This is a genomic window from Azospirillum sp. TSH100 (genome assembly GCF_004923295.1).
Lineage (GTDB): Bacteria > Pseudomonadota > Alphaproteobacteria > Azospirillales > Azospirillaceae > Azospirillum.
This window is the reverse complement of record NZ_CP039636.1, coordinates 299667-312491: the sequence shown is the minus strand read 5'-3', so window position 1 is coordinate 312491 and position 12825 is coordinate 299667. Positions and strand designations below refer to the sequence as shown.

The 12825-nt window shown below is 69.2% G+C and carries 10 protein-coding genes; 7 read left to right on the top strand and 3 right to left on the bottom strand.

The annotated features are described in order from the left end of the window. Window positions 1-111: 111 nt before the first annotated feature. Together E6C72_RS19205 and E6C72_RS19200 are read left to right on the top strand one after the other, a co-directional pair. Complete coding sequence (locus tag E6C72_RS19205; protein WP_109443059.1) at window positions 112-1431, top strand: sensor histidine kinase; 1320 nt, start codon at window positions 112-114, stop codon at window positions 1429-1431. A gap of 37 nt (window positions 1432-1468) precedes the next feature. Then, entirely contained in the window at window positions 1469-1867 is a 399-nt protein-coding gene (locus E6C72_RS19200) for a response regulator (protein ID WP_109443058.1), read from the top strand. A gap of 10 nt (window positions 1868-1877) precedes the next feature. Here E6C72_RS19200 and E6C72_RS19195 read toward each other — a convergent pair whose 3' ends face one another. The 3 genes from E6C72_RS19195 to E6C72_RS19185 are packed head-to-tail and all read right to left on the bottom strand — an operon-like array spanning window position 1878 to window position 3986. Further along, entirely contained in the window at window positions 1878-2591 is a 714-nt protein-coding gene (locus tag E6C72_RS19195) for a nitroreductase (RefSeq protein ID WP_247875945.1), read from the bottom strand. Continuing rightward, window positions 2581-3078 carry an OsmC family protein gene (locus E6C72_RS19190; protein WP_109443057.1) on the bottom strand — a complete coding sequence of 166 codons (498 nt, stop codon included), beginning with the start codon at window positions 3076-3078 and terminating at the stop codon, window positions 2581-2583. Before E6C72_RS19190 ends, E6C72_RS19195 begins: the two co-directional genes overlap by 11 nt. Before the next feature lie 14 nt (window positions 3079-3092). Further along, entirely contained in the window at window positions 3093-3986 is an 894-nt protein-coding gene (locus E6C72_RS19185; RefSeq protein WP_109443056.1) for an AEC family transporter, read from the bottom strand. Between the two features lie 382 nt (window positions 3987-4368). Between E6C72_RS19185 and bcsA the strand changes: the two genes are divergently transcribed. From bcsA to bcsN, 5 genes are read left to right on the top strand one after another with little or no spacing between them, the layout of a single operon-like run. Then, window positions 4369-6654 carry a UDP-forming cellulose synthase catalytic subunit gene (bcsA, locus tag E6C72_RS19180; protein ID WP_109443055.1) on the top strand — a complete coding sequence of 762 codons (2286 nt, stop codon included), beginning with the start codon at window positions 4369-4371 and terminating at the stop codon, window positions 6652-6654. Window positions 6655-6659: 5 nt separating this feature from the next. Next, on the top strand, window positions 6660-9236 hold the full coding sequence (locus E6C72_RS19175) for a cellulose biosynthesis cyclic di-GMP-binding regulatory protein BcsB (protein WP_109443077.1): 2577 nt from the start codon (window positions 6660-6662) through the stop codon (window positions 9234-9236). After that, window positions 9233-10291 (top strand): glycosyl hydrolase family 8, encoded by a 1059-nt coding sequence (locus E6C72_RS19170; RefSeq protein WP_109443054.1) that lies wholly within the window; start codon window positions 9233-9235, stop codon window positions 10289-10291. The genes E6C72_RS19175 and E6C72_RS19170 overlap by 4 nt, the downstream gene beginning before the upstream one ends. Further along, window positions 10288-12138, top strand: coding sequence for a hypothetical protein (locus tag E6C72_RS19165; protein WP_109443053.1), 1851 nt, complete (start codon window positions 10288-10290; stop codon window positions 12136-12138). The genes E6C72_RS19170 and E6C72_RS19165 overlap by 4 nt, the downstream gene beginning before the upstream one ends. A 10-nt stretch (window positions 12139-12148) precedes the next feature. After that, window positions 12149-12817, top strand: a complete 669-nt coding sequence (bcsN, locus tag E6C72_RS19160) for a cellulose biosynthesis protein BcsN (RefSeq protein WP_247875944.1) — start codon at window positions 12149-12151, stop codon at window positions 12815-12817. Window positions 12818-12825 lie beyond the last annotated feature (8 nt).

The window sequence follows — 12825 nt, the reverse complement described above, 5'->3', positions numbered from 1 at the left end:
TGTTCATCAACTTAACTTGTTTTGACTCACGTCAATGCCCCCGATGCGGGAAGATCCAGACTGTGCGGGCTGTTCCGAGAGGTCAGTGACGGCGCGAAACGGGGACGGTCCATGCCCACCAACACCGACGCCAGCCTTGCGCGCCGCACCGTGCGCGCCCGAGCCGCCAGAGTATCGGCGATGCTGCTCGGCGGCCTGTTCGTCGGTTTCCTGCTGCTCGTCGCCGTCTTCCTCGAATATCGCCGCGCCATCGACTGGGTCGACCACACCCACGAGGTCATCTCCACCGTCGAATCCCTGCAATCCACCCTGTCCGACACCGAATCCGGCCAGCGCGGATACCTGCTGTTGTCGGATCCCGCTCATCTCGCCGCCTATGAGGAGGGGAGGGAGCGCAGCCGCCGGCTGCTGGACAGCATCGGGTCGCTGACCGCCGACAATCCGGTTCAGCAGGATACCCTGAAGGCCCTGCGCTCTCTGACCGCCGACAGGCTGGACCAGATCGCCGAGGTTTTGCGCCAGGCCACCGAAGACGGGCTGGAGCGGGCACTGGTGACCATCCGCGAGGGGAAGGGCGCCAGCACGATGGCCGGGATCCGGCGCCTGACCGCCACCATGCGGGCGGAGGAGGACATGCTGCTCGCCCGGCGCAGCCGGCACGCCACCATTCTCGAATTGCTGATGATCGCCTATGGGATCGTCTTCGTCACGGTCATCGGCTGGCTCGGCTTCTCCACCGTCCGGCGGCTGGAGCGGGATTACCAGGCCGAGCGGGCGGAGGGGGCGGCGCTGGCCACGGCGTTGCAGGAGAACCGGATCCTGCTCGACGAGGTCAACCACCGGGTCAAGAACTCCCTGCAGATCGTCGCCAACCTGCTGCGGACCCAGGCGATGCGGCATCGCAGCCAGGAGGTGCGGGAGGAACTGCTGGACAGCAGCAGCCGCGTGCTGGCGATCGCCGAGGTTCATCGCCGCCTCTATGGCGAAGGGACGGTGTACGACACGGTGGAGCTGTCGGACCTGATCCGCAGCATCGCCGAGAACGCGATCCCGCCCACCGGCGGCGGCGAGCCGGCGATGACCATGGCGGTCCGGGCGCCATTGCCCGCCCCGGTCGACACCGCGGTGCCGGTGGCGCTGATCGTCAACGAACTGCTGACCAACAGCTACAAGCACGCCTTTCCCGATGGGCGGCGCGGCACGGTCAAGCTGGACATGGAGGTGGCGGGGAACGAGGTCCGCATCGACGTCGCCGACGACGGGATTGGCCTGCCGGACGAGGTTGCAAGCAACGGCGGCGGCTTCGGTCTGAACACGGTCCGCAATCTTACGCGGCAACTGAAAGGGCGTCTGGAGATCGAACGTTTGACTCCGGGGACGCGCTTCCTTTTAACTTTCCCGATGAAGCCAAGAACGCCAACCCGGGCGTGACCCTTCCGGCCGTCCTGCAAAATTTACAAGAAAAACAATGAAGATATTGATCATAGAGGACGAATTTCTGATCGCCGAGGGCGTGTCGCTGACCCTTCAGTCAGCCGGCCACGAGGTGACGGGAATCGCCGAGGATCTGCCGACCGCGCTGGCCCTGGCCGGGCAGGAGAAGCCCGACATGGCCTTCGTCGACATCAAGCTGGCCAACGGGTCGAACGGACTCGACGTCGCCCGCGCCTTGAAGGCGATGGGGATCGCCTGCGTCTTCGCCACCGGGAACCCGCCCAACAAGGCGCAGGCCGGCGGGGCCGGGCTGGGCTATATCGCCAAGCCCTTCTCGCCGCGCGTGCTGGTCCAGACCGCCGCCTTCGTCGCCGGGCTGCTGTCGCCCTGTGCGCCGTCGGCGGTGGCGCCGAACGGGTTCATCACCCTGTAGGACGCCGTTTTCAGAACCCGGTGAAACGGGTGAATCCCTCGGCCGGTTCGCGGTCGGTCGGGAAGTTGTTTTCCGGTGCCGACCAGTCGGCGAAGCCCAGCGCCATGCCGCTGGCGATGATCTCCGTATCGGGCAGGCCCAGATGCCGTGCGGTGATGGCGTGGCGGTAGCAGAAGGCGGCCTGCGGGCAGGTCTCCAGCCCGAAGCCGCGGGCGACGATCATGACGTTCTGCATGAACATGCCGAGGTCGAGCCAGGCGCCCTTGCCCATGTCGCGGTCGATGGTGAAGAACAGCCCGACCGGCGCGCCGAAGAACAGCCAGTTGCGGCCATGCTGGCGCGCCATCCGCTCGCGGTCGCCCTTGCCGATGCCGATGGAGCCGTAGAGCGCCCAGCCGACCGCCCGCCGGCGGCCGAGATAGGGTTCGCGCCAGCTTTCCGGGTAATAGGGATATTCCGGCACTTCCGGCTCCCCCGCCTCATGGGCGGCCAGCAGCTCGGCCGACAGGGCGGCGCGCGCCTCCCCGGCGATGGCATGGACCTTCCAGGGCTGGATGTTGGAGCCGCTCGGCGCGCGGGCGGCGAGATCGAGGATGCGCAGAACCGTCTCCCGCTCCACCGGCCTGGCCAAAAAGGCACGGACGCTGCGCCGGCCGGCGACGGCGTCCAGGACGGACAGGGCGGGGGCACCTTCCATCGGCATGCTCATGGGGTCAGCGGCCATTGTCGGCCGCCTCTGCTTCGACCTCGACCTCCGGTTCATGCCGGACCGGGAAATTGACGGACCGGGCGATGAAGCATTTCTCCGCCGCCTCGTGGTGCAGGGCCAACGCCTTGCCGGCGTCCGATCCCGGCGCCAGGGTCACCCGCGGCCGCAGGACCACGGCGGTGAACTGGCCGCCGCCGTCGGCCTCCTCCTCCATCACCCCGTCCGCGTCGTCGCTGTAGCCGGTGACGACGATCCCGGCGGCCGAACAGAGATGCAGGTACCAGAGCTGGTGGCAGGAGGACAGGGAACCGACCAGCATCTCCTCCGGGTTCCAGCGTGCCGGATCGCCGCGGAAGGCCGCGTCCGAGGTGGCGGGGATTGCCGGCTTGGTCCCGGCGCTCAGCGTGTGGTCGCGACTGTAGGCCCGGTAGGACGAGGTGCCGGTGCCGAGATTGCCGGTCCAGTCGAGCCGGACGGCGTAGCGGTGTTCCCTGTGCGCCATGAGACCCCTCCCTTCTATTGCATCACGAACATCAATAGCGCCGGCAGGCCGATGAAGGCCATGGCGGTGGACCCCAGGACCATGCCGGCCACATCCTCCGGCGAATTGCCGTAGCGCAGCGCCCAGAGATAGTTGAAGACCGCCACCGGCATGGAGCTCTGCACCAGCACCACGCCGCGCGCCGCCCCGGTCAGCCCCATCGCCCAGGCCACCAGCAGTCCCATGGCGAAGCCGACGGCCAGACGGAAGGCCGACATCGACAGCGCCCGCACCGCTCCGGACAGGCGCAGCTTCGACAGCGCCACCCCCAGCGAGAACAGCATCAGCGGCACGGCGCAGTTGCCCAGCAGCGTGGTGGTGTTGCCGATCCACACCGGCAGCGGCCACCCGGCCAGCTGGATCGCCACAGCCAGCGCCACCGCGTAGATCGTCGGGGTGCGCGCCATCTGCCCCAGGTCGAACCGTCCGGCGGCCAGCGCCGGCCCCAGGGTGAACTGGCCGACCGACATCACTGCATAGAACAGCACGGCGAGGCTGAGGCCGTTTTCCCCGAAGGCGAACAGGCAGACCGGCAGGCCCAGGTTGCCGGCGTTGGGGAAGGCCATCGCCGGCACATAGACCCGCAGCGACAGACCCGACGCCAGCAGCACCGGGATGGAGGCCAGCGCCGTCAGCCCCATGCACAGGGTGGCGGCCAACGCGATCTCCCCCATGACGTCGGCGGACAGGTGCAGCCGGGTCAGGGCGGAGAAGACCAGGCAGGGCGACGACACGTTGATCGCGAAGGTGGTGATGAAGGCGCTGTCGTAAGGCAGCTTCCCCCGAGTCCAGCCATAGCCGAGCGCGGCCACCACGAAAACCGGGGCCAGCACGGCGAAGGCGTCGGACAGAAGGGTGGACATCGGCATGGAGGCTGGCATGAAGACTGGCGGAACCCTTGCGCTGCAACCGGTGGATGGACGAATAGTCAGCCACCATGGCGGCATTCCCGCCCGCCGTCATCCCCCCAAGCCCAAGCCGTGGCGCAGGGCAGCCGCGCACGGGAATCGGATTGCGGCTGCGTTTCCAGCCCCTTGGGCGATCGGTAGGCAATTTTTTCCCCGAGTCGCAGCCAGTAGTATGCCGCGCTGCCGGGACGCGGCGGCGGAATGACCGTTATCGGAACGACACAGGCCTAACGAAACAAGGTTTTTGAGCAGGCTTTGTCTCAAGTCAGTAACGATTTGTAACGAAGCTTGAGCCATAAGAGGTCACCCACTAGGGTGCAATGGCATCATTCTGCGGACCCGCATGACAACCTCGCCCGGCGCCAAGACCGTTGTTCGGCCCCTGAACAATAAGGCGCAGCAATCCAAACGACAGCCGAATCCGAACAGTCGCCGATTCTCGCTGCGTGCGGTTCTGCTCTGGATTCTATTGTTGCTGTCGGCGGGTTTGTTTCTTGCGCTGGCTGCCCTTCCCGTTGGAAGATTTGCAAGTGCCGCCATATCGGCCGGCGTGGTGGCTGCCGCCTTCGTGCTGGGGCGTTTCGCCCAGCGCTTCTGGCATGCCCGCACGCTGACGGTCCTGCTGCTGGCCTTCGTCACCTTCCGCTATTTCTTCTGGCGGCTGACCGGCACGCTGCCGCCGGTGGACGATCCGGTGAACTTCATTCCCGGCGTGACGCTGTTCGCGGCCGAAGCGCTGTCCTTCGTCCTGTTCCTGACCTCGCTGTTCGTCATCATCGACCCGCTCGCCCGTGAACCGTCGGAGCCGACGGGCGATCCCGCCTTCTGGCCCAGCGTCGACGTCTACATCCCCTCCTACAACGAGGAGCCGGAGCTGCTGGAGACGACGCTGGCCGCCGCGGTCTGCATCGATTACCCGCGCGACAAGCTGCGCGTCTATCTGCTGGACGATGGCGGCACCGACCAGAAGCTGGCCCACAGCGACCCCCGGCAGGCCGCCGCGGCTTCGGCCCGGCGCGAGACGCTGACCGCGCTGTGCGAACGGCTTCAGGTCACCTACATGACCCGGCCGCGCAACGAGCATGCCAAGGCCGGCAACATCAACCACGCCTTCCAGAAGACGTCGGGCGATCTGGTGCTGATCCTGGATGCCGACCATGTGCCGACGGTGGGCATCCTCCAGGCGACGGCCGGCTTCTTCCAGCAGGATCCCGGCCTGTTCCTGGTCCAGACGCCGCATTTCTTCGTCAATCCCGACCCGGTCGAATACAATCTCGGCACCTTCGAGCGGATGCCCAGCGAGAACGAGATGTTCTATTACTCGATCCAGCCCGGGCTGGATCGCTGGAACGGCTCCTTCTTCTGCGGATCGGCCGCCATCCTCCGCCGCGCGGCGCTGGAGGAGGTCGGCGGCTTCAGCGGCGACACGGTGACGGAGGATTGCGAGACGGCGCTCGAACTGCATTCGCGCGGCTGGCGCAGCGTCTATCTGCCGCGTCCGCTGATCGCCGGGCTTCAGCCGGAAACCTTCGACAGCTTCATCGCCCAGCGGTCGCGCTGGACCCAGGGCATGATCCAGCTGTTCCTCTTGAAGAATCCGCTGTTCAAGAGCGGCCTGACCATCTCGCAGCGGCTGTGCTACCTCAGCACCATGATGTACTGGTTCTTCTGGTTCTGGCGGCCGATCTTCCTGCTGTCGCCGCTGTGCTATGCCCTGTTCGGGCTGGAGATCTACCGCATCAACCTGCCGGACTTCGCCTGCTTCGTCATCCCGCACGTCTTCGCCGCGGCCTTCCTGTCGCAGTTCCTGCATGGGCGGATGCGCTGGCCGCTGTTCTCGGAGCTGTACGAGTATCTCCAGTCCTTCCACGTTTCCCGCGCCGCGCTCGCGACGCTGCTGCGGCCGCGCGACCCGGTGTTCAAGGTCACCGCCAAGGGGCAGTCGGTGGAGGAGGACGGTTTCTCTCCGCTCGCCACGCCCTTCATCATCACCACGCTGCTGCTTGCCGCCGGGCTGGCGGCCTGCGCGTGGCGTTATTCGATCTTCCCGGAACACCGCGCCGCCATCGTGCCGGTGGCGGTGTGGTGCTCGCTCAGCTTCCTGCTGGCCCTCGGCGGGCTTGCCGTCGTCTACGAGCGCAAGCGCGTCCGCCGGCAGGAGCGTTTCACCGTCGACCGCCCGGCGCTGCTCAAGTTCGCTGACGGCACCACCATCGACCTGATGGTCGCGGACGTGTCGGCCGGCGGCGTCGGGCTGCTGGTCGATCCGGCATGGCGCGACCTGCTGAACCGGCCCGACCAGACCCCGGTACTGACCATCTCCGCGACGGACACGGAGGCCGCGACCACCACCGGCGTCCGCATCTTCCGGATCGAGATGCGCAATGGCGAGTTGGCGGTCGGCGCCGGTTTCGCCCCGCGCGACCGCCAGGACATCGTCGAGATGGCGCGCTTCGTCTTCGGCAACAGCGTCGGCTGGGACAGTTTCCTCGACCGCAAGCGGGTGGCCGCCCCGACCTTCTTCGGCGGGCTGCTGTTCTTCGCCACACGGGTGGTTCCGCGGCTGGGCCATGTGCTGCTGGCCCTGCCCGGCGCGCTGCGCCGCATCCTGACCTTCCAGGCCCCGTAATGGCGATGGTGGGGATTGGCAACCATACCGGCGCCGGCCGGCTGTTGTGGGCGGTGCTGGCCCTGCTGGCGCTGCTGGCCCAGTGGATCGCCGGTGCGGCGCCGTCGCTGGCCGCCGACCGCCGGGTGATTCCGCTGTCGAACCTGCGCGACGGCCAGCCGGAGGTGACCCTGCATGGCGAGACCGAGACGGTGGCGCTGCGGGCCGTGCTGCCGCCGGTGATCGGGCTGACCAGCGCCATGCTGACGCTGACCTACGAGAACGGCATCGACATCCTGCCCGAAAAGGGGGCGATGTCGGTCTTCATCAACGGCTCTCCGGTGGCCGACCTGCCGCTGGCCGCCTTCCGCGGGCCGGTCAACGCCTCCATCACGCTGCCGAGCAGCCTGATCCGGCCCGGCGAGAACCAGATCGTCTTCCAGACTGCCGCCCAGCACCGCGCCATCTGCACGGTCCGTGGCACCTACGATCTGTGGGCGCGGGTCAACCTCGCCGCCTCGTCGCTGACGCTGCTGTCGGACGGCGGGGTGCCGGAACCGGATCTGGCGATGATGCGCCAGCTTCTGGCCTCCGCCGACCGTGCGCGGGAGCCGCTGGCGATCATCCATCCCGGCGGCGAGATCGACGCCGACGCTCTCGGCTGGGGGTCCATGGTGGCGCAGTCCTACGGCCTGCTGCTGGGCGACCAGACGCCACGGGTGGTGGCGGTGCCGGTGAAGCCTGCCGGCACCGCGCCCGGCAGCGGGGGGCCGACGCTGGAAAGCCTGCCCCTGCCTGGCGGCAAGAACATCCTGATCGGAACCCGCGACCGCATCGCTCCCCTGCTGGGTGAAGCGCGCGCCGCCGCCATCACCGGGCCGTTCCTGGCCGTCTATCCGCTTCCCGCCGGCAAAGCCGGTCCGGAGGGAAGCGGCACCGGCAGCACCGCCGGCGGCGGCTTCGTCGCCGTGGCGTCGGGCCGCACGCAGCAGGAGGTGGACCAGGCGGTGATGCGGCTGTCCGACGTGACGCGGCCGTTGCCGACCCAGAGTGCGACCATCGTCACCGACGCGGCGCTTCCCGGCGCCCCGCCGGCCCCGCCGGTGCAGGTGGAGGGGCGCTACCACCTGTCGGAGCTGGGGTTCCAGACGGTGCAGCACAGCGGCTACCGCTATACCGGCCGCTTCGGCCTGACCCTGCCGGCCGGTTTCGCCCCGGTCAGCGATCGCTCCATCCTGTTCCACGTCAACGCCGCGTTCGAGGGCAATCTCGGGCCCGGCGCCATCCTGAATGTCCAGGTGAACGGCAAGTCGGCCGGCGCCATGGAAATCGACAAGCGGTCCAGCGGCATCATCGACAATGGCGAGATGCCGCTGCCGATGGCGCTGTTCCGTCCCGGCCCCAATGTGATCGAGGTGGAGGCGGAGCTACCGCCGGCCGGCGGCACCGACTGTGTCTTCGCCGTGCGGCGCCCGACCTTCACCCTGTCGGATACGTCGAGCATCGAGATCCCCGGCTTCGCCCGTCTGGTCACGTTGCCGAATCTGGGCGGCTTCGCCAACACCGCCTTTCCCTATGGCGGCACCGCCGGGGGAGAGCAGGCGCCCCCCTTCGACCTCGTCGTCGTCGGGCGCGATCCGGCCTGGTTCGGTGCCGCCTGGAGCCTGACCGCCCGGCTGGCGCAGCGGGCGGGCGACCTGTTGGCCGTCGTGCCCTATACCGGCTGGGACGGCGCACCGAACGACAATGCGCTGATCGTCGGTCCGGTGGCGGCGCTGCCGCAGGCGGTCTTCACCGCCGCCCCGCTGCCGGCCGACCGTCTGGCCGGTCTTCTGGAGGCGGGCGCCCTGATCGCGCAGGCCAAGGCCCGCGGCGAGCCGATGGCGGCATCCGACCGCCGCGCCCTGGCCGACCGGCTGCGGCTGGGCTGGTCGGGCAACGCCGCCCGTCCGGGGCCGGCGCGGTCGGGGGCCATGCCGCAGGGCATGGGCCAGGGGATCGGGCAACCGATGGGCATCGCGGGAGCCGCCCTGGCGGCGGATGGCGGTGCCGCCAACCGCTGGCAGCGGATGGCCGGCGATGCCAAGGACCCGGCCGCCGCCGGCCGTGGCTGGGTGCCCGATTGGGCGCGTCGGGTGATGGGCGCGGCGGCGCGCTACATCAACCACTGGACGGTGGAGGATGCGCCGGTCGACGTGGTCGCGCTGACCGAGAATGCAGAGACCCTGCCCGAGGCGGCCCTGCTGCAATACCGCGCGCCGGGGGCCGATCCGCTGACCTGGACGCTGCTGACCGCCGCCGACCCGCGCGCCGTCGACCGCGCCATGCGCAGCCTGGGCGAGGCCGGCCTGTGGGACAAGCTGCGCGGCGGCGGGGCGCTGTGGAGCAGTGCCGCGCCGGCCATCACCACGCTGGAAACCTCGCGTCCCTACCAGATCATTCTCAATCCCTTTGACATCGGCAACCTGATCCTGATTCTGGCCCGCAATCTGTCGCAGCGGATCGAGCTTCTGTTCGCCCTGCTGCTGGGAACGGCGGTGGTGCTGACGGTCAGCATGCGCCTGCTGCTGAAGAGCGGGCATCGGGAACGGAGCGGGTCATGACGCCACCTGCCGGAACATCGCGGCGCGACATGCTGATCGGCACGGCCTCCCTGGGCTTGGCCGCGGCATTGCCGGGGGCCGTGCGCGCCGCCCCCTACGACGGGGCGGCATGGCGCCGCTACGCCGAACGGTTTCTGCTGCCGGAAGGCCGCATCGTCGATACCGGCAACAAGGGCATCAGCCATTCGGAAGGACAGGGGTACGGCATGCTGCTGGCGGTGGCGGGGGGCGACCGTGCCGCCTTCGACCGGCTTTGGAGCTGGACCCAGCGCGTGCTTATGGTGCGCGGCGACGGGCTGGTGGCGTGGCGCTGGACGCCCGACGGCGGGGTCGCCGACCGAAACAATGCGTCGGATGGCGACATGCTGATCGCCTGGGCGCTGCTGCGCGCCGCGGAAACCTGGCAGGCGGAGGCCTACCGCACCGCCGCCGTCGCCATCGTCAAGGCGCTGGCCTCCGGGCTGCTGGTCGAGCAGGCCGGGCTGACGGTGGTGCTGCCGGGACGCGACGGCTTCCGCAAGGGCGACACGCTGGTCCTCAACCCCAGCTATTGGATTTTTCCGGCCATCCGCGCCTTCGCCGCTCTGCCGGGGGGCGAGCGCTGGGGCAAGCTGTCCGATTCCGGGCTGGTCCTGCTGTCGAAGGCGCGCTTCGGCGGCTTCCAGCTGCCGCCGGACTGGATGACGCTCGAGGCATCCGGAACGGTGGGCATCGCCGACGGCTTCAAGAAGCAGTACGGCTACGACGCCGTGCGGGTGCCGCTCTATCTGGCGCTGGACGGCTACCGCGACCCCTATTATTTCCGCCCCTTCGCCACGCTGGCGACGAAATATGGCGGCACGGCGGTTCCCGCTACCGTTTCGTTGCCCGGCGGCACCACCACCCAGGTGGCGGCGTCGGTCGGCATGCTCGCGGTCTACCGGCTGGCCTGCCGTCTCGCCGGGGCCGGCGATGCGGTGACGGTGCCGCCGCTGGCGCCGGACGAAGACTATTACTCCACCACCTTGGCCCATTTTTCCGCGCTCGCGGCGCAAAGCCTGGGGATCGATCCGTGACCCGTCCTGTCCATCTTCCGGCCCTTCTTCTCGCCGGCATCGCCGCGATCGGCGGCGGGGCCGGCGTCTGGTCCAGCGCCTGGGCCCAGTCGACCGGCGGTGCCCGCGCGCTCGCTCCCGGCGTGAAGGTGGAGGTGGCTCCCGCCCCCGGCAGCGGCTCCGCCCCCGCCGCCGGCAAGGTGGACGAGACGGCGCTGCGCTATTACGCCCGCATCGGCGACGGCGAGCGGCTGGAGGCGGAGATCGCCCGCCTGCGGGCGCTCGACCCCGGCTGGGAACCGCCCAAGGATCTGTTCGCGCCGCAGCCGGCCACCGCCGGCGTCGACGAAAGCCCGTTCTGGTCCCTGCTGTCCGCCGGCAAGGTGGCGGAGGCGCGGGCCGCCATCGCCGAACAGCGCCGAAAGTCGCCGTCCTGGCAGCCGTCCGACAAGCTTCTCCAGGAACTCGACCTCGCCGAGAGCGCCGGCCGCATCCGCTCGGCCAGCGACACCAAGCGCTGGCAGGAGGTGGTCGATGCCGCCGCCGCCCAACCGCAGGCGGTGGCCTGCAACCGGCTGGACAATGCCTGGCGGCTGGCGGAAGCCTATGCCGAGCTGAAGCAGGCCGATCGCGCCTTCGACACCTACAAGACCATCGTCACCACCTGCCCCAAGGCCAAGGAGCGGCGCGACACCATCTTCAAGGCGTCCCGCTATCTCAGCCCGGAGCAGCTGCGCGAGCTGACCGCGCTCGGTGCCACCAGCAACCCGGCGACCGGAGAGGACTATTCCAGCGTCCGCACCGCCGAAGCGGAGCTGGAGACCGGCCGTCTGCTGGAGCGGCTCGGCAACGCCAGGCCCGGCGCCCTGTCGGCGGCCGACCTGTCGCGCGTCCAGGGCATCATCCGCGACAAGCAGGACGCCGACGGCGCCATCGCGCTCGGCTGGTACTTCCAGAAGCAGAAGAACTATGCCGAGGCGCAAAGCTGGTTCTCCCAGGCCAATGGCTGGACGCCGTCCGACAAGGCGGCGGAAGGGCTGGTGCTGGCCTACAACGGGCTGGGCGAGAAGGCCCAGGCCCGCGCCGCGGCAGCTCCCTGGAAGGGCAAGTCGAGCCGCATCGATCAGGCGCTGAAGGCGGTGGATCCGCCGCGCGGTCCCTCCGGCTCCGGTGGGAGCGCCGCGCCGCAGGGCCCGAGCGAGCTTGACCGCGCGCTGGCCCGGCACGATTTCGCCGGCTGCCTCGGCATCATCCGCGCCACCATCGCCAGAAGCGGCCCGACCGCCGCCCTGTTGCAGCAGCGCGGCTGGTGCCTGCTGGAGCTGAAGCGCCCGTCGGAGGCCGAGGCCGCCTTCGCCGAGGCGCAGACCCTGGCGGCGCGCGAGCCGGCTCCGAAGGCCGCGCCAAAACCGGCGAAGGGCGGGGCATCCGCTGCCGGCAAGGGGGGCGACGGCATCCAGTCCGGATCGGGCGCGCAGCAGACCCCGACGCCGGCGCAGGAGAACGCCTATGGTCAGGCCATCGCGCGGCTGGAGACCGGGGACGTCACCGGCCTGATCCGCGACCTGCCGCGCGCCAACCTGACTCCGAAGCAGAAGGCGGAAATCCGCGCCTCGCTGATGGCGACGGAGGCCGGCCGCGCATTGGAGGACAAGCGCTACAACGACGTGCTGCGCCTGCTCGACGCCCGCCGGGAACTGGAGCCCGAGCCGCGGAACCTCGGCATCCTGCGCGGCTGGGCGCTTTACAACCTGATGCGCTTTGACGAGGCCTACGCCCAGTTCAAGTCGATCGACGACAGGCTGAGCACCGAGGAGTCGCGCGAAGGCCTCACCACAGCCTGGAAGACGATCTACCATGACTGGTAAGGGAGCCCCGATGCCCGTGGCTTTGAAACGCGCCGCGCTGTGGGCGGCGCTGGCGGCGGTGACGCTGCTGACCTCCGGCTGCGCCGGCTGGGTTCGCGACAACCTGACCCAGTCGGCCACCCCCTGGCGCCGCATCCAGCCGGCGGCGCTGCCGGTGACCTTGCCGGAAAGCCGCGATTTCCCCATCGTCGCCGCCCGCATGCGCGACACCGGCGCCGTGTACAAGACCTACAACGCGGTGCTGGGCAACCCGACCTCCCTGGCTGGGGAAAACCGTCTGACCGTGGACGTGCAGACCCTGCCCGACAGCCTCTTCGGCGCGCTGGTCCAGCCACCGCGCGTCTTCCCGGTGCCGCTCTACACGATGGAAACGCTGACGGCGACGACCCGGCGCGAATTTCCGGAGATGAAGGTGAAGGTCGCCGACACCTCCCGCCGCAACCGCTACGGCGACTATGACTATGTCACCGCCCAGGACCAGGAGAACACCTGCGTCCTGGCCTGGCAGCTGATCAACGACCACAAGCGGGTGCTGCCGGAACGGATCGAGGCGGTGCGGATCGAATACCGGGTCTGCGGCGTCGGTTCCAACATCCGCGCCCTGCTCGCTCCCTTCGACGGCATGACCCTGACCCTGCCGGAAACCATCCTGGAGGCGCAGGACCTGGGCGGGATGTAGGGTCTTGC